Here is a 21,671-nt window from a genome sequence, read left to right on the forward strand (position 1 = left end):
GGGTCACACCTGTTCCCATACCGAACACAGAAGTTAAGCCCTTCAGCGCTGATGGTACTTAGGGGGTAGCCCCTTGGGAGAGTAGGTCGTCGCTGGTTACAGAAGTACATAAAGAACGCAAGACGAAGAAGAGTCGTCTTGCGTTCTTTCTTTTTTGATAAAGGATACGGCATAAATGTCGCAGATCAAGATCGAGATCGAGATTAAGATTAAGATAAGAACCGTACGGGCGGGGAAACCCGCGCCCCTACCGCCTTTACTCGATCTCAGTCTTGATCTCGATCTTGCTACGTAGTAATTATCTTTTTCGTAGTTTCCCAGGTATTTTGTACTTTTGATAAAAATAAGATATAATGTAGAAATAACAAGAATGCATAAAAGGAAGTATAATATGAGGAAAACGATACAAGGTAAAAAAGTATTGGAAGCACCCCTATTGTTTAATCGGTATGTGTGTCCAGGGTGTATGGAGGACACAGGGTTTCGGATCATTAAGAATGAATCTGTGAATGAAGATTATGAAGATATGGCTTGCCCCATTCGATTCTATGCCCTTTGCAGCAAATGTAAGGTGATTGTATCCTATGTAAAAGACTTGAGTGCAAAGAAAAAATAGTTGATGGACTAAAATTTGGTCCATCAACTATTTTTTGCATAATACACAAAAGAATATTCTGAAAAATACACATAAGTATGATAAACTAGATAAACATAAGGGGATATTTCCACAAAGGGGATGGTTTTTTTGGAACATAGAAAGAGAATCACGATTGCACATAACAGAGGTATTCATGCAAGGGTAGCAGCTGCATTGACTTATAAGGGAAGTGAAATCAATAGAAAATATGATGTATATATATGGATACAGAAGACAAATGAGGATATAAAAATCCCTATTACCAGTATGGTGGCATTAACAAGCTTAAGCATAAGGAAGGGTGATGAGATTGTCCTTATTTGTGAAGGAGAAAGGGGACAAGAGGCCCTAGAAGAAATATCAGAATATCTGATAGATCAAATCGACCTTAGCCATGTCAGTGCTGATGAAGTAGATAAGGTAATTGACAAGACCACACTGACCAGCGAAAAAATCTTTGAAAGTTTATCTAACGGTATTATGGTTGTGGATGAAAATAATGTAATTACCATATTTAATAAGGCAGCGGAAAGAATTACGGGGTTAAAGCGGGAAAGTATGATTGGCCATCAAGCCCATAAAGTATTGGAGGATTCAAAACTCCACAGGGTACTTCAAACAGGAGAGGAAATGAAAAGTGATCGACAAGTGATTGGAAAAACGATGATTATCACCAATCGATCTCCTATCATTGTGGAGGGTAAAATCATAGGTGCTGTTGCTGTATTTCAAGATATATCTGAAGTAGAAAGACTATCCCATGAACTGGAGTCCGTAAAGGAAATAAAGGAGAGATTCGGTACCATTTTAGCGCATACCCATGATGCTATTTCTATGATTGATGAGCACGGAAAGATTACCTATGTTAACCCGACATTTGAAAGAATATGGCATGTTGAGAAAGGCTGTATTTTGGGAAAGAATATGGTCGATGTATTGCCCGCGGATGTGACAGGAAGGGTACTAAAGAGCGGAAAAAAGGAATTAGGGGTACCTATTCAAACAGCACACCATACAAAAATTATTACCAATGCCACCCCTATATTTATTGATGGAAAAATGAAAGGGGTCATATCTACAGGGAAAGAAATCACTGAGCTTCAACAAATGATGAAAAAGCTTGAGGAAGCAGAGGAAAAAATAGAGTATTTTCAACAGGAGCTTTCACGAAATCAAAGAATTGAAGAGGCTTTTCATAGCATTATTGGGAGCAGCGGGACATTAAGGGAAGTTTTGACCATGGCTTCAAAGGCAGCCAAAACATCGTCTACCATCTTAATTCGCGGGGAGAGTGGTACAGGAAAAGAACTATTGGCCAGAGCAATACATCAGGCTAGTGAAAAAAAGAATAGGCCATTTATCCGGGTGAACTGTGCAGCTATCCCTGAAAATCTGCTGGAAAGTGAATTGTTTGGTCATGAAAAGGGCGCTTTTACCGGGGCGATAAAAACAAAACTAGGTAAGTTTGAATTGGCCAATCAAGGTACAATTTTCTTGGATGAAATTGGGGATATGAATCGGGATTTACAGGTAAAGCTGCTGCGTGTACTACAGGAACGGGAATTCGAAAGAGTAGGCGGTCTTGAGGTCATCAGAGTAAATGTAAGAGTCATTGCGGCAACCAATAAAAAGTTGGAGGAAATGTTAGCCAAGGGAACATTTCGAGAAGATTTATATTATCGATTGAACGTAATCCCGATCACATTACCGCCCCTGAGGGAAAGAAAAGGGGATATTCCTTTACTGGCAGAGCATTTTATTGAAAAGATTTGTAGTAGAGAAGATGCAGCATTAAAGGAAATTACAAGGGAAGCACTAAATGCTTTAGAGGTCTATGATTGGCCAGGGAATATTAGAGAATTAGAGAACATTATTGAGAGAGGCTTGGCTTTAGGTGAAGGGCCAAAGTTATGTGTGGATACTTTACCTAGCTATATTCGGGGAAAAGAAAGCATCCAATCTCAAGAATTGATTCACCTTATTCATGATGATGTCGTACCTCTGGAGGTGTATGAGAAACAAATCATTCAGCGGGCACTAGAAAAACATAAAACCTTTAATCGAGCAGCAAAGGCATTGGGTATTACCCATAGAACCGTTGCCTTAAAAGCGAGAAAATATCAGTTAATCAAGGAGAGTTGATAAAATTTATCAACTCTTTTCTAATTGTTGATAAAAAATGCTAGGGCGTTGTGAGGGGTCTTCAGCAGGCAAAAACAAATTTAAAAAGACAATGGGAGTATTGGGAATATATCCAAGCCAAAAGAACGCTTAATCTTTTATTTTGGCATAAAGATTGCTTATTTCTAGATTCAGGTATTAGGCTAGGGGGATAAGCATATATTTTTCCAGACAAAGAAATTGTCATACTAACTTACCATGAGGTAAGTAGAATAGAAAAGGGGGATTTTTCTATGAAAAAAATTATTAACCATCCAGAGGCAGTCGTAGAGGAAATGTTGGAAGGCGTTGTAAAAGCACATCCACAGTATGTAAGAAAATTAGAAGGCTTTAATGTCCTTGTCCGTGCCAATGGGCCTGTTAATGGTAAGGTTGCTTTGGTTAGCGGTGGTGGAAGCGGTCATGAACCATCCCATGGTGGTTTTGTAGGTAGAGGTATGCTGGACGGTGCTGTGGCAGGGGCTGTATTTACATCACCTACACCAGATCAGGTTTTTGAAGCTGTAAAGGCTGTGGATGGCGGTGCAGGTGTGCTATTGGTTATTAAGAACTATACTGGTGATATTATGAACTTTGAGATGGCAGCAGAAATGGCAGACATGGAAAGCATTAAGGTGGCTAGTGTCGTTGTAAATGATGACGTGGCTGTAGAGAACAGTACTTGGACCACGGGGCGCAGAGGAATTGCAGGAACAGTTTTTATTCATAAAATTGCAGGAGCTGCAGCTGAAAAGGGAATGGATTTAGATGAGGTAAAAAGAGTAGCAGAGAAAACCATCGCCAATGTTCGTTCCATGGGGATGTCATTAACACCTTGTACAGTACCAGCAGCAGGAAAGCCAAGCTTTGAACTGGCTGAAAATGAAATGGAAGTAGGTTTAGGGATCCATGGAGAACCAGGAACCCATAGAGATGAGATCAAAACTGCTGATGAAATAACAACGCATCTTGTAGAAAAAATCCTAGAAGATATAGACTATTCACAAAGTGAAGTGGCTCTATTAATCAATGGCTTGGGTGGCACACCATTAATGGAATTATATATCATGAATAGAAAAGTAAGTAGCATCTTAGCGGAAAAAGGTATCAAGGTTTATAAAACTTTGGTAGGAAACTTCATGACCTCCCTTGAGATGGCCGGCGCTTCTGTTTCAATACTAAAACTTGATGAAGAATTAAAAGAATTATTGGATGCTACAGCAGATACCCCTGCATTTACACAATTATAATATGTTCATGGATTTAGGAACAGGAGAAATCCCTGTTCCTAAATCCTATCTATTCTAGAATTCTGTAGGCAGGAAGGAGATATATGATGATGACAAGAGATCAATTGCTGAAAGTTATAGAGGAAATTACTATTGTTATTGAAGAAAATAAGGTTCATTTAACGGATTTAGACCAGGCCATAGGGGATGGAGATCACGGAATTAACTTAAACAGAGGCTTTAGAGCTGTAAAGGAAAAGTTAGAGTCTCTAAGAGACAAGGATTGTGGGACCATATTAAAGACTGCTGCCATGAGCTTAATCTCTACTGTAGGAGGTGCATCTGGTCCTCTCTATGGAACGGCATTTATGAAGGCAGGGGCAGTGGTTGCAGGAAAAGAGTACATCTCTGTAGAAGACAGTATCAAAATGTTTGATGAGGCAATTCAAGGAATTATTGCCAGGGGTAAGGCAAGCCGTGGAGATAAGACCATGCTGGATGTGCTGGTTCCGGCCTTTGAGGCATGGAAAGTAGCCTTTGAAGAAGGAGAAAGTACGGAAAAAGCAAGTGAAAAAATGTTAGGGGCAGCCTATCAAGGGCTGGAATATACCAAGACCATCATTGCAAAAAAAGGAAGAGCCAACTACTTAGGGGAAAGAAGTATTGGACATCAGGACCCCGGTGCTACCTCCAGCTGCATCATATTAAAGACGATTGTTGATGTGATGGCAAAGGGGGAATAGGGATGGTAGGAATCGTAATCGTTTCCCATAGCAATAAGGCAGCCCAGGGAATCAAAGAGCTTAGTATTCAGATGATCCAATCACCAGTACAGGTAATTGATGCGGGCGGCATGGTCGATGGAGATATCGGAACAGATGCAAATAGAATTAAAGATGCCATTGAAAAAGCCGATGATGGAGATGGTGTTGTGGTATTGGTAGATTTAGGCAGCGCCATCATGAGTACAGAAATGGCCATAGAGTTTTTAGATAGGGAGCAGAGAGAAAGGGTTGTTATTGCCGATGGACCTATTTTAGAAGGTGCCATTGCAGCTTCCCTTCAGGCGTCTATAGGCGGCACCTTAGTTCAAGTAAAAGGAGCTGCAGAGGAATGCAGAGAGGTTAGCAAGCTATAGAAAGGATGAAATTATGCTGGAGAGAACCATTGAGATACAGAACAGAGAAGGTTTCCATGCTAGACCAGCCACAGTATTAATCAAAGAGGCTAGTAAATATGGCAGCAATATTGAAATTGAGCACAATGGCAGGCTTGTAAGCTGTAAAAGCATTATTTCATTAATGACTTTAAAGGCCAAACAAGGGGATACGGTTAAAGTTTATGTCTATGGAGATGACGAGGGTGAAGCCATGGATAGTATCACCAGTCTATTTAATAATAGGTTTGGAGAAGAGTAGAAAGAAAATTAACAAATAATTATTATTGATACTTTTTACCAAGGGATATTAAACCGAAAAGAAGTAATGGAAAAAAGTATCAAAAGATAGAATGGTGAACATGAAAAATACTGAAAATTACTACAATTAAATATTGGCATGTAAATTGCATCATAAAAGATCAAAGGGGAGGATAGGCATGGGCAATAAATTTTATAGCAAGGTACAAGAAAGTCCTGTGATCGCAGCAGTAAATCATCCAGAGAAATTAGAACCAGCGATCCAATCACCCTGTGAAATCATATTTTTAATGGCAGGTAATATTTTTAATTTAAAAAATATTGTTGATAGGGTTAAACAAAAGAACATGTACATATATATACATATAGACTTAATGGAAGGCTTCTCAAAGGATGCCACAGCCCTAAAATATATCCATGACAATATTCAGCCTGATGGGATCATTACCACAAAGAGTAACCTCATAAAGATTGCCAAGGATATGAATATGTTTGCTATACAAAGGCTGTTCATTTTAGATTCTCTTTCTTTGGAGACGGGAATCAAATCTATTCACCATACAAAGCCTGATGCCATAGAGATTTTACCAGGTATTATGCCCAAGATTATCAAAACCATCCATCAAGAGACGCGAATACCCGTCATTGCAGGGGGCCTTATACAGGATAAGGATGACGTGATAGAAAGCTTAAAGGCTGGTGCCATGGGCATTTCTACAAGCAAAGAAGAAATATGGGCTTTATAGAAAAATTTTTTTAAAAAAGGTAAACGTTTACCTTTTAGATATTCCATTTTATTTTAAGGAGGTGAAAAAAATGAAAAACTTTAGAACTATGGTTGGCGGTGCCATCGCAGGTATGTTTGTCATGAGTGTATGGGGTGCATTTGCTGGGGCATATGGTATTGCTGGTGGTTGGTTTGCAGGTTTTGCCATCATCGGTACTATGTGGTTTATGAATCACTACGTGGGCGTGCTACACAACCCTGACGGAGGCGCATGGGTTGACATGGCATTAGCGATTGGTGTATGTGGTACATTAAGACCAGTATTTTCAGCAGGATCTATTACTCCTCTAGTGGAGTCAATCCCAACATTGGTGATTGTTATCCTAGGTGGTATGGCAGGAGGTATTGTTGCTGCAATGTTCCAAAAAGATTTAGCGAAGAAGGAAGTTGAAGCGAAGGAAGAAGCTTAACCATTTGAAAAAGTAGAAGTCATATAATTTGAAAGGGGGGTAAAAGATGACAGCAGGATTGATGATTTCAACATTTGTGGGAGCGTTCATATTTCCATTCCTAATCAGCATGTGTTGGGGCAAAATGGTAGAGACATGGGGCGCCATAGGCGGGTGGATGGCAGCTGGCTTTATAGTTGGAACAACATGGGCTCTTAACCACGGAGTAGGAATGATATTCCAAACTGGTGGTGCGTGGATTGATATGGCATGGGCAGCAGGATTTGGATTATTAGCAGGAGGTATTTATTCAGGAGCAAGTCTTTCAAAAGCAATGCCAACGATTATTTCTTCAATTGTTGGTGGTACTATAGGAGCTTTTGTATTGGCAACTTTCCTATAAGACAGTTTAATAACGTACAACTATATCTTTGATATTCTGATAAACATCAGTACAATGAATAAAGGGGGCAGAACAAATGGGTAAGTATGTTTTAGCTTTAGACCAAGGAACCACAAGTTCAAGAGCAATTATATTTGATAATAATGGTAAGAGTGTAGGTGTAGCACAAAAAGAATTTACACAGATTTATCCTAAGCCAGGCTGGGTTGAGCATGATCCAATGGAAATCTGGGGAACCCAAAGTGGTGTGGCTAGAGAAGTTTTAGAAACAACAGGAATCAGACCTCAAGATGTTGCTGCCATCGGTATTACCAATCAAAGAGAAACAACAGTTGTTTGGGATAAGAATACTGGAAAGCCTGTTTACAATGCTATCGTATGGCAATGTAGAAGAACCGCTGCCATTTGCGATGATTTAAAAGCAAGAGGCTTAGAGCCTTATATCCGTGAGAATACAGGACTCGTTGTAGATGCTTATTTCTCTGGAACAAAGGTAAAATGGATCCTTGATAATGTAGAGGGTGCAAGAGAAAAGGCTGAGAATGGCGAATTATTATTTGGTAACGTGGACACTTGGTTAATCTGGAACTTGACAAGGGGTAAAGTGCATGTAACAGATTACTCAAATGCTTCTAGAACCATGTTATTTAATATCAAAGAATTAAAGTGGGATGAGAAGATTTTAGCTGAGCTTGGTATTCCAGCAGCTATGTTGCCAGATGTGAAGCCATCTAGTTATCAATATGGCGTGACAGATCCACAAACCTTTGGCGGAGCTGAAATTCCAATCGCAGGAGATGCTGGAGACCAGCAGGCAGCTCTATTTGGTCAGGCGTGTTTTGAGCCAGGTATGGCGAAGAACACTTATGGTACTGGCTGCTTCATGTTGATGAATACAGGTGACAAACTTGTTCCATCTAACAACGGTCTATTGACAACGATTGCTTGGGGAATTGATAACAAGGTTGAATATGCCTTAGAGGGAAGTATCTTCGTTGCAGGAGCTTCTGTTCAATGGCTAAGAGATGAATTAAAACTAATTGATAGCGCAGCTGCCAGTGAAGAGGTAGCCACAGCTGTTGAAGATACAAATGGTGTTTATATGGTTCCAGGCTTTGTTGGAATGGGTGCACCATATTGGGATATGTATGCAAGAGGAACAATTGTAGGATTAACTCGTGGTGCTAACAGAAACCATATCGTTAGAGCTACATTGGAGTCTATTGCATATCAAACAAGAGACGTACTTCAAGCAATGCAAGAAGATTCTGGTATTAATCTTCAAGCATTAAAGGTAGACGGTGGTGCTGTTGCCAATAACTTCTTAATGCAGTTCCAATCTGACATTCTTGGCGTACCAGTAGATCGCCCAGAAGTAACAGAAACAACTGCCCTTGGTGCAGCATATCTTGCTGGATTGGCAGTAGGTTTCTGGAATGATAAGGAAGAGATCGCGAAAAAATGGAATGTGGATAGATCATTCAATCCTGGTATGGAAGAAGAGCTGAAGGAAGGCAAGTATAAAGGTTGGAAGAAGGCTGTTAATAGAGCGCTTAAGTGGGAATTAGAAGATTAATTTTCATCCATCTTGGTGGATGATGGATGCGGGGTTCAGGCCCGTTGTAAAATAGAGGCCTGAATTCCGCAATCCCTAAGATAAGGCTGAGGTTAAGGTTAAGGTTGAAGTGCTTAGGGTATCGTATAGGGAAAACATACGAGGATAACCCTAGCTCTATTAGCCTCAACCTCAACCTTAACCTCATTCCAAAATGCTATTTATATCTTTGTGTAAATATAGTATAATGTATATATAACTTCATATTTGAGGGCTTGAGATCTGGAGAGCCGCATAAATTAACCTATGGAAAGATAGGTCTTAATTTGTGCGGCCTTTTTTATTATATAAGAAAGAATATTAGATTATGATAACGTATTAAATTTTAATAAAGGGGGGCGTTTTGTGTACGATGTAGCGATTATTGGTGCTGGCGTCATCGGGTGTGCAGTGGCCAGGGAGTTATCTCGATATGACTTGAAGGTGGTTTTGATTGAAAAAGATACGGATATCGCAAATGGCACAACAAAAGCAAATAGTGCCATTGTCCATGGAGGTTATGACGCAAAGCCGGGAAGTTTAAAAGCAAGATTTAATGTGGAAGGCAATGCCATGTTTGATGAGATTTGTAAAGAATTAGATGTACCTTTTCAAAGAATAGGTTCTTTGGTATTGGCCTTTGATCATGAGGACGTTCAGGCGATACAGGAATTGTATGACAGAGGTGTAATAAACGGTGTACCTAACATGGAAATGTTAGACAGAGAGCAGATTTTGGCGTTAGAACCAAATCTAAATAAGGATATCATAGCTGCTCTCCATGCGCCAACGGCAGGGATCGTAGGGCCATGGGAGCTGGCTATAGCCATGGCAGAGAATGCTATAGAAAATGGGGTAGAGCTGAAGCTGGAACACAAGGTAACACAGATCGAAAAGCTGGAAAATGGTTATGGGATTTCTACGGACAAGGGAAAGCTGAAAGCTGCTTATGTCATTAACTGTGCAGGGTTATATGCCGATGAGGTGCACAACATGGTGGCTGACCCTAGTTTTCGTATCATACCAAGGAGAGGCCAGTACAATGTATTTGATAGAAGTGTAGGGGATTTTGTAAAGAAAGTGATTTTCCAATGTCCCACAAAAAAAGGAAAAGGCGTATTAATTGCACCAACGGTCCATGGGAATCTGATCGTTGGACCAGATGCAGAGGAGCTTGACTGCAAAGAGAGTATAGAAACCACCATGGAAGGCCTTGGGTTCATTCGAGAGCAGGGGAAGAAATCTACGGAAAAAGTACCTTCCCACGCTATCATCACAGCCTTTGCTGGCCTAAGGGCTACGCCTAGTACGGGGGATTTTATCATTGAAGAGTTGACTGAAGCCAAAGGGTTTATCGATGTTGCTGGTATTGAATCACCAGGCTTGACAGCTGCACCTGCCATAGGGATATATGTTTTAGAATTGCTAAAGAATTCCGGTGTCATACTCAAAGAGAAAGAGTCTTTTAATCCCATTCGAAGAAAGGCGATACGGTTTATGGAGCTTACTGATGAAGAAAAGACAGAGCTCATTAAAAGAGATCCAAGGTTTGGAAGAATCATATGCCGATGTGAGAGTATCACAGAAGGAGAAATTGTAGATATCATTGGAAGAAAAGCAGGGGCATTGACTGTGGACGGCGTAAAAAGAAGGGCAAGGCCTGGAACAGGCAGGTGTCAAGGCGGTTTCTGTGGGCCAAGGGTAATGGAGATTCTTGCTAGGGAGCTCGAAATGGATATTACAGAGGTGCTCAAGGATCGTAGAGGCTCCTATCTATTAACAGGGCCAACAAAGGTAGATACAGGAATTGAAGAGAGCTTCGATGCTGTGGCAGCAGCAAAAGAACTGTAAGGGGGGATGGGTATGTTAAATTATGATATCGTTGTTATTGGAGGAGGCCCTGCAGGCTTAGCAGCAGCCATTGAAGCGAAGAAGAACGGCGTAGACAGTATTCTTGTTATAGAAAGGGATCGGGAACTTGGTGGAATTCTTCAGCAGTGTATACACAATGGGTTTGGGCTTCATATCTTTAAAGAGGAGCTGACAGGACCGGAATATGCCCAACGATTTATCGAACAATTGGAGGACATGGGAATTTCTTATAAATTGGATACCATGGTATTAGATATTAGCGAAGACAAGTCGTTGATGGTGATGAATCGTACCGATGGACTGCTAAAAATACGGGGAAAAGCCATTATTTTAGCCATGGGCTGCAGGGAGAGAACAAGAGGTGCGATTAATATCCCGGGCACAAGACCTGCAGGGGTATTTACTGCAGGGACAGCCCAAAGATTCGTAAATATGGAAGGGTACATGGTAGGTAAGAAGGTGGTGATTCTTGGCTCAGGAGATATCGGCTTGATCATGGCCAGAAGACTTACCTTAGAGGGTGCAGAGGTTAAAGCTGTGGCAGAGTTGATGCCTTACTCTGGCGGCTTAACCAGAAATATTGTACAATGCTTAGATGATTTTGATATTCCTTTGTTTTTGAGTCATACATTGATAGATATAAAGGGGCGGGACAGAGTAGAAGGAATTACCATTGCCAAGGTAGATGAGAACAGAAAGCCTATACCTGGTACAGAACAGCACTATGAATGTGATACCCTTCTGTTATCAGTAGGCCTTATACCAGAGAATGAACTTTCTAAGAGTGCAGGCATTCAGTTGGATTCGATTACAGGGGGACCTGTGGTCAATGAGGCCATGGAGACATCGGTAAAAGGAATCTTTGCCTGTGGCAATGTGGTTCATGTTCACGACTTGGTAGACTGGGTAACAGAGGAAAGCAGAAGAGCTGGAAGAAATGCTGCGAAGTTTATCAAGGATGAATTATGGGATGGGGGCCCTTCCTTTAGAACGGCGGCAGAAAAAGGAATTCGCTATATTGTTCCCCACATGGTAAGGGTAGAAAATGTTGAACAAACAGTGGATTTATTTATGCGGGTAGATGATGTGTATACCAATGTGAATATGGTGGTTAAATTGGATGGTGTAAGGATACGGACCATTACGAAGAAGCATCTTGCCCCAGGTGAAATGGAAAGTATTAAAATTCCAACCAAGTTTCTAAAGGAAAAGAGTGGTGGGCTGCTTACAGTTTGTCTAGAGAAGGAGGGGGCTTAAATGAATAAAAAAGAAATGATTTGTATTGTCTGTCCTATGGGATGCCGCCTGACCTTACAAGAGGATGTAAATGAGGAAAAGGGTTATAAGGTCTCCGGGAACCAATGCCATAGGGGAATCGAATATGGAATTATGGAGCAGGTAAATCCAACGAGAGCCCTTACGTCTACAGTAAAGATCAAGGATTCATCCTTAAATCGATTGCCTGTCCGTACGGATCATCCGATTCCTAAGGCAATGCTTTTTGAATGTATGAAGCTTTTAAATCACATAGAGATTCAAGCACCTATAAAGATGGGAGATATCGTGGTGGAAAATGTTTTAAACACCGGTGCGAATATCATTGCATCAAGAAGTATGGCTTGAGGGGGGAATATGGGTGAAAATAGCAGCGATCACAAACATTGGAACAAAAAAGAAGATAGGACAGAGGGAATTGACAGAGTGGAGATATAATCAATTATTTGACGATATGCTAGACGGTATTTGTATTATCAACGAATTTGGTCATATTGAGTATGTGAATCGATCCTATGAAAGGCTTTTACGGGTAAATCATAGGGGGGAGATGGGTAAAAGCATATTTCATACCCAAAATGATGAAGTGATTCTGACTTCCTATAGGGAAAAGAGGCCGACAAAAGGGAATCTAAATAATTATATCGGTGCCAATCAAATTAGTGTTGCTGCATCCCCAATTTTTCATCATGAAATATTTCGAGGTGTTATTGCCATATATCGTGAATTATGGCCAATGGACAAACTGAAGAAAAAGGATACTTTGATTGAGTTCTCTGTATCCAATGAGGCTCCTGGTGCTGACCTCAATCCGAACTTTAGAGAGATTGTTGGAAAAAGTAAAGTAATGGAAAAGGCATTGCTCATGGCCCAGAAAGCTGCAAAGACATCTGCTACTGTATTGGTAAGAGGCGAAAGCGGTACGGGAAAAGAACTCGTTGCGAGAGCGATCCATTACTCTAGTGAAAGGGTGAGCAAGCCCTTTGTGAAGGTGAACTGTGGTGCCATTCCAGGAACCTTATTAGAATCTGAGCTTTTTGGCCATGAGCAGGGAGCTTTTACAGGTGCGATTCGTAGAAAAAAGGGAAAGTTTGAGCAGGCTGACGGGGGGACAATTTTTCTAGATGAGATTGGAGATATGCCCATGGAAATGCAGGTAAAACTGCTAAGGGTTCTCCAAGAGCGGGAGTTTGAAAGAGTTGGCGGGGAAGAAACCATAAAGTGTGATGTAAGAATTATTGCAGCTACCAATCGTCCTTTAGAGGATCTCATGGAGAAGGGTGAATTTCGAGAGGACTTATATTATCGATTGAATGTGGTGCCTATCCACCTACCGGCCCTAAAGGAAAGAAAGGATGATATTCCTTTACTGATTCAGCACTTCATCGAAAAAATATGCAGGCGGCTTGATAAAGAATCTGTAGGGCTCACAGAAGATACGGAGATTTGTCTATGTAACTATGATTGGCCGGGAAATATTCGTGAATTAGAGAATCTTATGGAACGGCTGATTGTTCTAACAGAAAGAGATGAAATTGACATGGGAGACTTGCCGTCCTATATATCCAATGTTTATCAAAGCAGTTATATTCCTGGGGGCATAAAACCATTGATTGATTTTGATCAAAATGGAGAGGTGGCAACCTTGGAAGAATATGAAAAAGAAATCATTCGTTATGCAATTAGAAAGTTTGGCAGTTTTAATGCAGCAGGGAAAGCCCTGGGTGTGACCCATAAAACAGTGGCCTTCAAGGCGAGAAAATATAATATTATCGAAGAATAAGCATAGAGAATATAAGCCTATCAAAGAATTGATGGGCTTATTTTATTGTCTAAGAAAGTATAGATTCTAATTAGGATCAACCTTAGTAAGAACGAGCAGTATAAGGATCTTGAAATATTCTACAATAAAAAATCAGGGGTGCAGGGGAAGTATTCCCATGCCGTAGTCAGAGGGGTACTCAGGCTGCTTAGCAGCCGTCGAAGGGGAACTAGGTTCCCCTAGCGAAGGCGTCGTTAGATGCATTTTTTATGGGAAAAAACACCAAAATATTATAAAAAAAACCAATGAATTGGGAAAAAATATCAAAACTGCTGGGAACAAAGGAACAAATACACAAAGAAACATAGGCATATACGCAGTAGAAAAAGAGGAAAGTGGCATCTTATGGGTCTAATAATCAGTTTTTGTCAAAAAATCGATAGACTATAAAAGAGATTGCGGGTATTTGGCATATACATTGCTATAGACAAAAGTAACCACAAGGAAGGAGGGAATATATGAATAAGAGAATAATTGTCTTAGTAGCTACGGTTGTTTTAAATATATTTTTATCTTGGGCAATAGAGGGGATAGGATTATCCTCAAAAATGCCCACAATTCTCCTGATTTTGTTGTTGGGACAAAGTATTTTTTATGGGTTATTTTCCTTTGTACAAAGACCTTTGAGACAAACAGAAGGACAAATAAATAATCTAAAGGCTTCCAGTATTGGGAAAGAAGAAAAAACGGATAACAACATCCTGGAGGTTTCTGAAAAAGTAGCAATGAATGCACAAAACCTGATTAATTTATCCCATAAGAATACAGAGGACGCATGTCACCTAGAAAACCTTGCCAAAAATATGCTGGGAAATATTCAACAAATGGTAAAGGTGACAAATGATGTGAATGCTAGTATTCAACAATGGGCAGCAGCATCTCAGATAGGTACAAATCAAGCACAAAATATGTTGATCTCCTCAAATGCCTCCATGAAATTAATTCAAAAAAGCAAGGATACCATCCAGCATTCAAATCATTTTCTTCTGGAGATGGCCAAGGAAATAAGATTATCTGCCATAAATATGGAGGTACTCCAGCCGATTACAAAACAAATGGGTATTTTCCTTGGAAATATAGAGAATATTGCGAAGCAGACGAATTTGTTGGCACTGAATGCTGCCATTGAAGCTGCCAGGGCTGGAGACACTGGAAAAGGATTCTCTGTGGTAGCAGATGAAATTAGGAAGTTATCCGATGAGAGTACGCAACTGACCAATGAAATGAAAGCAGGGGTAGGTTCTATCACAAATACCATTGAAAGTATCAATAAAAGCTTTGAGGGGAATCTAAATAAAATATCAGGTGTGGAAGAAGTTTCTAAAAGGGCAGCTGAAGCCATGGATGAGATTGAACATCAGCTTAAGGATATTTGCCATGCCCTAGAGGTGGTTTTTGAATCTACCGATGGACAGGGAAAGATGGGAGAGCAGATTGCTGTATCCATCAAAGAAGTCTCTGATGCCGCCAGTGACTCCATGGGTGTTAGTAATAAAACCATGGAATCTATCGTAAATCAACTAAAGAATAATAAGGAAATAGCGATCTTGGCACAAGAATTGGGCATCTGCTCCTATGATTTGCAGAAAACGGCTGTCCAATATAAGAGTGATAAGGAAGTTTTTTTTGGAATCAATCCCATTGCTTCTCCAGAGCTGCGTAAGCAATACTTTGATATTATTAACGAAGCTGCCAGGCAGGCAGGATTAAAGGCTAGAACTATTATTGTACAGGATTATAATGCACTGGCAGAGGCTATGGCTAACAATATTATTGATGTAGGCTGGTTTTCCCCTTTCGCCTATGTAAATGCCCGAGGAAAAACCAAAGCAGAGCCCATTGCTATGGCAGTCATCAATGGACAACCCTTCTATCATGGGTGTATTGTTACAAAGAAGAACAATGGTATTCTCAATCTAAAAGATTTAAGCAGTAAGATTTTTGGTTATGTGGATGAAAAATCCACATCAGGGTATGTTTACCCAAGATATATATTAAAAGAAAATCATTTGAATGCTGATAGGATGTTCAAGCAGGTGCAGTATTTAGGAAGTCATAATAAAGTCATTGAAGCGGTATTGCATGGAGATGTGGATGGAGGCGCCACCTACGATGTGGGAATCCAGGTTGCTAAAAATGCAGGTCTACCTACTCAGCAGCTACATATCCTGGCAAAAACAGAGCCTATACCAGCCGATGCAATTGCTGTGAATTCCAAAATGGATAGCCATAAGAAGCAGCAATTAAAAGAAGCATTTTTGAACCTTAAAAACACGGAGAAGGGAAAAACGTTATTTGTCAATTCTATCTTTACAGATTTTATTGAAAACAACGATGGGTATTATGATGTGATTCGAAAGGTGTCTGGCTAATATCATGAAATGAATGACCATGAAGTTAGAGATAGCAAAAAAGGGGCAAGGGTACAGAAACGTCTGTACCCTTGTTTTGGGGAAGAAACATTATATATCGGAAAGAAAATCCTCTGCTTGCTGAATCATGGTATCAATGCTTCCTTTGGCTGTAGAGCCGTAAGATACTTTGGAGGCAATGCAGTTTTCAATCTTTATGATTTCTAGAATATCTTCAGTAAATACAGGGGAAAAGCTAATGAATTCATCTAAGGATAAATCATCTATGGCTTTTCCGTGCTGAATACAGTGGAGCACCATTTTGCCCACAATTTCATGGGAGCTTCGGAAGGGAACGCCCTTCTTTACCAGGTAGTCAGCCACGTCGGTAGCATTCATAAAGCCTTCTTTTGTTGCCTTCTTCATCTGATCCTTTTGGATGGTCGTGGTTTTTAACATTTCATTGAAAATCACCAGACAATCTTTAAGATTTTCCACAGTATCAAACAAGGGAGGCTTATCTTCCTGCATATCCTTATTATAAGCCAATGGCAGTCCCTTCATGATGGTCAATATGTTCATGAGGTTCCCATAGATTCTACCAGTTTTCCCACGGATCAGCTCGGCCACATCAGGGTTTTTCTTTTGGGGCATGATACTGCTCCCCGTACTATAGGCATCATCCATCTCTATGAAGTGAAACTCCGCAGAGCTCCAAAGGATAAGCTCCTCACAAAATCTGCTGAGGTGCATCATCATGATGGAAGCGTCACTGATAAATTCAATGGCAAAATCTCGATCGCTGACGGCGTCCATGGAATTTTGGCATATATCACTGAATCCCAATTGCTGGGCTAGGAATTGTCGATCTGTTTCATAGGTAGTACCTGCCAAGGCACCAGCGCCAAGGGGCATGATATTTACCCGCTCATAACAGTCATGGAGTCTAGCCAAATCTCGCTTAAAAATTTGAAAATATGCCATCATATGGTATCCAAAAGTAACTGGCTGGGCTCTTTGAAGATGCGTATACCCAGGCATTACAGTATCTTTATGGATAGTACCAAGATCCTTTAAAGTTGTTAACAAGTTCTTGAGTAATCCACAGATTTCTTCAATTTCTTCTCGAAGATAGAGGCGGATATCCACAGCTACTTGGTCATTTCTGCTTCTAGCTGTATGGAGTTTCTTGCCAACATCTCCGATACGATCAATCAGAAGTTTTTCAATGTTCATATGAATATCTTCATATTCGATTTGAAAGGTAACCAACCCGCCCTCGATATCCCCAAGGATGGCTTGAAGACCATCGATAATGAGTTGAGATTCTTCAGTGGTGATAATGTTACATTTGCCCAGCATCTTTGCGTGGGCCATGCTGCCTAGGATATCATGTTTATACAACTTTTGGTCAAATTCGATGGAGGCATTGAAGCTGTCTACAAGGGAAGCGGTGCTTTTGGCAAATCTTCCGCCCCATAGCTTCATATGGCTTTTTTCTCTTTCTTTGCCTTCTTTTCATTTTCGAACTTCATAAGAGATCGAATGGTCAACGGAAGGGCAAATAGATTAATGAAACCCTCAGCATCTTTTTGATTGTAAACATGATCCTCACCGAATGTAACAAACTCTTCGTTGTATAGAGAATATGGCGAAGCTGTGGCTACAGCTTTACATGTACCTTTATATAATTTTAATTTTACTTTACCTGTAACATATTCTTGGGTGCTGTCTACAAACTGATCTAATGCATCTTTAAGGGGTGTGAACCATAGACCATCGTAAACCAATTGGGCATACTTTTCTGATACAGTCTTTTTGAAGCTCATGGTGGATCGGTCCAAAGTTAACTTTTCCAATGATTTGTGGGCTTCATATAGGATGGTACCACCAGGCGTTTCATAAACACCTCTGGACTTCATACCTACCAATCGATTTTCAACAATATCAATAATCCCCACACCATGGGCGCCGCCAATTTTGTTTAAAGCATGGATCATCTCTACAGGATCATAAGCAATGCCATTTACAGCTGTAGGGATGCCTTTTTCAAATTCAACTTCTACGTAAGCGGGTGTATCAGGTGCTTTTTCTGGGGCTACACCCATCATATAAATACTGCTGTCGTGCTCATTCCAAGGACTTTCTAAATTCCCGCCCTCGTGGCTCAAATGCCATATGTTTCGATCACGACTGTACGGATCTTTCTTGGTAACAGGGATCGGAATATTATGCTTCACAGCATAATCAATACAATCCTCTCTGGATTTCAGGTTCCAGATTCTCCAAGGTGCAATGACCTTTAAGAAAGGATTTAACGCCTTAATGGTTGCTTCAAAACGAACTTGATCATTTCCCTTACCTGTTGCGCCGTGGGCAATGGCTACAGCGCCTTCTTTCTCTGCAATTTCAACCAATTTCTTAGCGATCAATGGTCTTGCAAAGGATGTACCCAATAGATAATCATCTTCATAAACAGCGCCAGCCTTTAAGGTTGGGAAAACATAGTCTGTAATAAATTCTTTCGTCACGTCTACCACATAGGCTTTAGAAGCCCCTGTGGAAAGAGCTTTTTTCTCTACTGCTGCTAGATCCTCTTCTTGCCCAACATCCACGCATACCGCGATAACTTCATAGCCATAGTTTTCCTCTAACCATTTAAGTATAACGGAAGTGTCCAGTCCTCCGGAGTATGCCAATACTACTTTTTGTTTTTCCATAATCCTAACCTCCTAAATATGAAAATTTCTTAATTCCTATTATAGCAAAACTGTATGATTATGCAATATAAATATGCAAAATAATTTATAAAAATACAAAAATTTTTTCGGGATAATTTATTTAGTGAGACCTTAGGTTGGATAGATTATACGTACACATAGGATAAACATGGACAAGGATACTAAATGAAGGTAGAATCAAGAAAAATATAAGAAAGGGAAAATTTAAAGAATTATAATAAATATACATATATGCGTATATAAAAACAAAACCCTTAAGTATTTGATCTGTTCCACGTAGAATGACCATTCTTAAGGGTTATTGCAAATAAAATTATTTAATTTCTTTCAACACCGCCAATAGATAATCCCATGTACGTTCAGTAGAAGAGATACTAAGATGCTCATTGGGTGTATGCACATCATACATATTTGGGCCAAAGGAGATCATATCCAAATGCTCCATTTTTTCTTTAAAGAGACCGCACTCTACACCAGCGTGGATTGCGATGATTTTGGCTTCTTTGCCATACTTTTCTTCATATACTTTCTGAAATAGAGGACGAATCTTGGAATCAGGATTGTAGGACCATTCAGGATAATCTGAATCGGCTTTTAATTCACAATCCAGGATTTTGGCAACCATTTTGGCTTCATTTAATATCTTATATTTTAAGCTTTTGACGGAGCTTCGGATTGCGCTTTCAAATCGTATTACCTCTTGATCCGTTGTGACTACGCCTAAGTTGGTGGAGCTTTCCACAAGGCCTGGGATATCCATACTCATTGTTTGAACACCATTGGGAATCAGTACCAATGAGGCAATGGCTTTATAGGTTGTATCAGGAGAGAAAACTCTTTGTATAGCACGATTCAATTCATCTAGTTGTATAAAAACATCAGGATCTGAAGTCCTCAGTTCATTTTTTAGAAGGAGACCCCATTCTTCAACCTTAGCTTTTAATACCTCTTCAGTACCTGGAGCCACAGCGAAAAGTACGTCACATTCTCTAGGGATAGCATTCATTTTTGATCCGCCATTGATATCAATGATTTGAAAGCTGCAAACCGTGGATAAGTCATTTAAAATTCTACCCATAAGCTTGTTGGCATTGCCGCGGCCCTTATCGATCTCCATGCCAGAATGGCCGCCTTTCAAACCTCGGATACGAATGGCATAAATAACTGCATTTTCTTGGATATCTTCCCAGACAATCGGTAGAATATGCTTGGTTCTAACCCCTCCTGCACAGCTTACCAGTAGATGGCCCTCTTCTTCAGAATCAATATTGATGAGGATACTGCCTTTTAGATGGGATGGATCTATGGCCATGGCACCGCCCATGCCAGTTTCCTCTTCGGTAGTAATCAAAACTTCTAAGGCAGGATGAGGAATATCCGTGGCAGCTAAAATAGCCAATGCATAAGCGATGGCGATACCGTTATCCGCACCTAGTGTGGTATTGGTAGCGTAAAGCATATCATCGATGATTCTTAATTGAAGGGGATCATTTTCAAAATCATGGACAGTATCTTTGTTCTTTTCGCACACCATGTCCATATGCCCTTGGATAATTACTGTAGGGGCATTTTCATAGCCAGGGGAAGCTGCTTTTTTTATGATAATGTTCATGGCAGCATCTTGGATTACTTCAAGATGATGTTGTTTTGCAAAAGCCACCAAATAATCACTGATTGCTTTTTCATTGCCAGAGCCATGGGGGATTTTAGATATTTCTTCAAAGTAATAAAAAACAGACTGGGGTTTCAATTGATGAATAGATAGACTCACGAAAATCATCCTTTCCAATGGTATAGGTTTAGAAGCCATACAACGAATATTGTCTTTTAATATGTACAGTTAAATAAAATAATATATGTAAAGTAAATTATGTGCTTCCAACAATAGTCATTCTACAAAATTTTAGCGTTTCCTTCTGTGGAAAAAATATTTGATCGTTAAATTTGCAAGGAAAAGAAAAAAACGAGAGAAATCTGAAGTATACTAGATAAAATGTTTCAATTGTTTTTAGAAAACAACATCTTTAACTGTTACTTTTCTTATGGATAGAAACGTATAGCATTCGTATAAAATGGGAAATATGGATGGTGAGCTGGAGATGAGGGTATTGTGAGGAGATATGCCATAAGATGTCACCTGTGCAAGTGAATGCACTTTGTAATGCAGATTTGAGAATGTATTACAGCACTCTTGTATACATTGACATTACTATGTTTTTATAATAAAATGAGCTTATAAGGAATGCGTTTGCCTACCAGCCTGGATAACACTACTGGTAGGTAAAATATTATGATGTACATGGAGGGTATTATGGGAAGGGATCTGCTGAACGAGGATAATGTAGGGAGATTGTCCTTGACATCGAAGATATTTAACGTCATTAGAGATGATATATTACATGGAAAATATGCTGAGGGAGAAAAGCTGGTTGAAGCAAAATTAGCTGAGGAACTTGGCGTCAGCCGTACGCCGGTAAGAGAAGCATTAAAACAGCTGGAGTTAGACGGGATTGTAGAAAATATTCCAAATCGTGGTGTGATGGTGAAGGGAATTACAAAGCAGGATATACAAGATATTTTTACCATTCGTAGAGCCATTGAAGGAATTGCTGCTACTTGGGCTGTGGATCGAATTACGGATCAAGAGTTGGAGGATTTAAAGGAAATCTATGAATTGATGGAGTTCTATACCTTTAAAAAAGACTTGGATAAATTTGCAGAGCAGAATACGAGGTTTCACGAAACGATCTATAAGGCAACAAAGAGTAGATATCTAGAGCAGGTGCTAAAGGATTTTCAATATTACATGAAGCAGTCTAGGAAAAAGTCTCTTGAGATTGAAGGCAGGATGCAGCATGCATTGCAGGAGCATAAGGAAATTTTAGATGCATTTTTAAGCAGAGATAAGGAAAGAGCTGAAAAAGCCCTTACCATGCATGTAACCAACTCAAAAAGAAATGTAGAAAACATGGCTACATAATAAGATAAACATAA

The 21,671-nt window shown here is 40.0% G+C and carries 19 protein-coding genes and 1 rRNA gene; 17 read left to right on the forward strand and 3 right to left on the reverse strand.

Annotated features, from left to right (window positions below):
- From rrf to phnD, 16 genes are all read left to right on the forward strand, one after another.
- A 5S ribosomal RNA gene (rrf, locus tag K0R93_RS14860) occupies positions 1–98 on the forward strand; the annotation flags it as partial.
- 293 nt (positions 99–391) lie between these two features.
- Positions 392–616: a hypothetical protein gene (locus tag K0R93_RS14865; RefSeq protein ID WP_300302843.1), complete on the forward strand. Its 225-nt coding sequence runs from the start codon at positions 392–394 to the stop codon at positions 614–616.
- Positions 617–745: 129 nt separating this feature from the next.
- Positions 746–2,779 (forward strand): sigma 54-interacting transcriptional regulator, encoded by a 2,034-nt coding sequence (locus K0R93_RS14870; protein ID WP_300302844.1) that lies wholly within the window; start codon positions 746–748, stop codon positions 2,777–2,779.
- Positions 2,780–3,051: 272 nt separating this feature from the next.
- Positions 3,052–4,047, forward strand: coding sequence for a dihydroxyacetone kinase subunit DhaK (gene dhaK / locus K0R93_RS14875; RefSeq protein WP_300302845.1), 996 nt, complete (start codon positions 3,052–3,054; stop codon positions 4,045–4,047).
- Between the two features lie 83 nt (positions 4,048–4,130).
- The gene (gene dhaL / locus K0R93_RS14880; protein ID WP_330685178.1) at positions 4,131–4,769 is read left to right on the forward strand and encodes a dihydroxyacetone kinase subunit DhaL; all 639 of its coding nucleotides are present in this window, start codon (positions 4,131–4,133) and stop codon (positions 4,767–4,769) included.
- 2 nt (positions 4,770–4,771) lie between these two features.
- Positions 4,772–5,164, forward strand: a complete 393-nt coding sequence (gene dhaM, locus K0R93_RS14885; RefSeq protein ID WP_300302846.1) for a dihydroxyacetone kinase phosphoryl donor subunit DhaM — start codon at positions 4,772–4,774, stop codon at positions 5,162–5,164.
- 13 nt (positions 5,165–5,177) lie between these two features.
- A complete protein-coding gene (locus K0R93_RS14890) occupies positions 5,178–5,444 on the forward strand; it encodes an HPr family phosphocarrier protein (RefSeq protein ID WP_300302847.1) in 267 nt (88 codons plus the stop codon).
- A gap of 178 nt (positions 5,445–5,622) precedes the next feature.
- Positions 5,623–6,189: a glycerol-3-phosphate responsive antiterminator gene (locus K0R93_RS14895; protein WP_300302848.1), complete on the forward strand. Its 567-nt coding sequence runs from the start codon at positions 5,623–5,625 to the stop codon at positions 6,187–6,189.
- A gap of 70 nt (positions 6,190–6,259) precedes the next feature.
- Complete coding sequence (locus tag K0R93_RS14900; protein ID WP_300302849.1) at positions 6,260–6,640, forward strand: Lin0368 family putative glycerol transporter subunit; 381 nt, start codon at positions 6,260–6,262, stop codon at positions 6,638–6,640.
- A 46-nt stretch (positions 6,641–6,686) separates the two neighbouring features.
- Positions 6,687–7,022 (forward strand): Lin0368 family putative glycerol transporter subunit, encoded by a 336-nt coding sequence (locus tag K0R93_RS14905; protein ID WP_300302850.1) that lies wholly within the window; start codon positions 6,687–6,689, stop codon positions 7,020–7,022.
- Positions 7,023–7,098: 76 nt separating this feature from the next.
- Positions 7,099–8,598, forward strand: coding sequence for a glycerol kinase GlpK (gene glpK, locus K0R93_RS14910; RefSeq protein WP_300302851.1), 1,500 nt, complete (start codon positions 7,099–7,101; stop codon positions 8,596–8,598).
- Positions 8,599–8,982: 384 nt separating this feature from the next.
- Complete coding sequence (locus tag K0R93_RS14915) at positions 8,983–10,467, forward strand: NAD(P)/FAD-dependent oxidoreductase (protein ID WP_300302852.1); 1,485 nt, start codon at positions 8,983–8,985, stop codon at positions 10,465–10,467.
- A 12-nt stretch (positions 10,468–10,479) separates the two neighbouring features.
- Positions 10,480–11,745 carry an NAD(P)/FAD-dependent oxidoreductase gene (locus tag K0R93_RS14920; RefSeq protein WP_300302853.1) on the forward strand — a complete coding sequence of 422 codons (1,266 nt, stop codon included), beginning with the start codon at positions 10,480–10,482 and terminating at the stop codon, positions 11,743–11,745.
- Positions 11,746–12,111: a DUF1667 domain-containing protein gene (locus K0R93_RS14925; RefSeq protein ID WP_300302854.1), complete on the forward strand. Its 366-nt coding sequence runs from the start codon at positions 11,746–11,748 to the stop codon at positions 12,109–12,111. It abuts the gene before it with no gap.
- Positions 12,112–12,124: 13 nt separating this feature from the next.
- On the forward strand, positions 12,125–13,546 hold the full coding sequence (locus tag K0R93_RS14930; RefSeq protein ID WP_300302855.1) for a sigma-54 interaction domain-containing protein: 1,422 nt from the start codon (positions 12,125–12,127) through the stop codon (positions 13,544–13,546).
- A 497-nt stretch (positions 13,547–14,043) separates the two neighbouring features.
- Positions 14,044–15,957 carry a phosphate/phosphite/phosphonate ABC transporter substrate-binding protein gene (gene phnD, locus K0R93_RS14935; RefSeq protein ID WP_300302856.1) on the forward strand — a complete coding sequence of 638 codons (1,914 nt, stop codon included), beginning with the start codon at positions 14,044–14,046 and terminating at the stop codon, positions 15,955–15,957.
- A gap of 90 nt (positions 15,958–16,047) precedes the next feature.
- Here the strand turns inward: phnD and argH are convergent, their stop codons facing one another.
- The 3 genes from argH to K0R93_RS14950 all read right to left on the reverse strand — a co-directional run bounded on the left by argH (position 16,048) and on the right by K0R93_RS14950 (position 20,448).
- Positions 16,048–17,424 carry an argininosuccinate lyase gene (argH, locus tag K0R93_RS14940; RefSeq protein WP_300302857.1) on the reverse strand — a complete coding sequence of 459 codons (1,377 nt, stop codon included), beginning with the start codon at positions 17,422–17,424 and terminating at the stop codon, positions 16,048–16,050.
- On the reverse strand, positions 17,421–18,656 hold the full coding sequence (locus tag K0R93_RS14945; protein ID WP_300302859.1) for an argininosuccinate synthase: 1,236 nt from the start codon (positions 18,654–18,656) through the stop codon (positions 17,421–17,423). Before K0R93_RS14945 ends, argH begins: the two co-directional genes overlap by 4 nt.
- 334 nt (positions 18,657–18,990) lie before the next feature.
- Positions 18,991–20,448 (reverse strand): aminoacyl-histidine dipeptidase, encoded by a 1,458-nt coding sequence (locus tag K0R93_RS14950; protein ID WP_300302861.1) that lies wholly within the window; start codon positions 20,446–20,448, stop codon positions 18,991–18,993.
- 540 nt (positions 20,449–20,988) lie between these two features.
- Here K0R93_RS14950 and K0R93_RS14955 point away from each other — a divergent pair.
- Complete coding sequence (locus tag K0R93_RS14955) at positions 20,989–21,657, forward strand: GntR family transcriptional regulator (RefSeq protein WP_300302863.1); 669 nt, start codon at positions 20,989–20,991, stop codon at positions 21,655–21,657.
- The last annotated feature ends 14 nt before the right edge of the window (positions 21,658–21,671 follow it).

Source organism: Anaerosolibacter sp., assembly GCF_029240175.1.
Classification (GTDB): Bacteria; Bacillota; Clostridia; order Peptostreptococcales; family Thermotaleaceae; genus Anaerosolibacter.

What these genes read in the sequence shown, in the direction of transcription:
- K0R93_RS14865 (WP_300302843.1), top strand. Translation starts at nt 392, where the DNA reads ATGAGGAAAACGATACAAGGTAAAAAAGTATTGGAAGCACCCCTATTG.
- dhaK (WP_300302845.1), top strand. Translation starts at nt 3,052, where the DNA reads ATGAAAAAAATTATTAACCATCCAGAGGCAGTCGTAGAGGAAATGTTG.
- dhaL (WP_330685178.1), top strand. Translation starts at nt 4,131, where the DNA reads ATGATGATGACAAGAGATCAATTGCTGAAAGTTATAGAGGAAATTACT.
- dhaM (WP_300302846.1), top strand. Translation starts at nt 4,772, where the DNA reads ATGGTAGGAATCGTAATCGTTTCCCATAGCAATAAGGCAGCCCAGGGA.
- K0R93_RS14890 (WP_300302847.1), top strand. Translation starts at nt 5,178, where the DNA reads ATGCTGGAGAGAACCATTGAGATACAGAACAGAGAAGGTTTCCATGCT.
- K0R93_RS14895 (WP_300302848.1), top strand. Translation starts at nt 5,623, where the DNA reads ATGGGCAATAAATTTTATAGCAAGGTACAAGAAAGTCCTGTGATCGCA.
- K0R93_RS14900 (WP_300302849.1), top strand. Translation starts at nt 6,260, where the DNA reads ATGAAAAACTTTAGAACTATGGTTGGCGGTGCCATCGCAGGTATGTTT.
- K0R93_RS14905 (WP_300302850.1), top strand. Translation starts at nt 6,687, where the DNA reads ATGACAGCAGGATTGATGATTTCAACATTTGTGGGAGCGTTCATATTT.
- glpK (WP_300302851.1), top strand. Translation starts at nt 7,099, where the DNA reads ATGGGTAAGTATGTTTTAGCTTTAGACCAAGGAACCACAAGTTCAAGA.
- K0R93_RS14920 (WP_300302853.1), top strand. Translation starts at nt 10,480, where the DNA reads ATGTTAAATTATGATATCGTTGTTATTGGAGGAGGCCCTGCAGGCTTA.
- K0R93_RS14925 (WP_300302854.1), top strand. Translation starts at nt 11,746, where the DNA reads ATGAATAAAAAAGAAATGATTTGTATTGTCTGTCCTATGGGATGCCGC.
- phnD (WP_300302856.1), top strand. Translation starts at nt 14,044, where the DNA reads ATGAATAAGAGAATAATTGTCTTAGTAGCTACGGTTGTTTTAAATATA.
- argH (WP_300302857.1), bottom strand. Translation starts at nt 17,424, where the DNA reads ATGAAGCTATGGGGCGGAAGATTTGCCAAAAGCACCGCTTCCCTTGTA.
- K0R93_RS14945 (WP_300302859.1), bottom strand. Translation starts at nt 18,656, where the DNA reads ATGGAAAAACAAAAAGTAGTATTGGCATACTCCGGAGGACTGGACACT.
- K0R93_RS14955 (WP_300302863.1), top strand. Translation starts at nt 20,989, where the DNA reads ATGGGAAGGGATCTGCTGAACGAGGATAATGTAGGGAGATTGTCCTTG.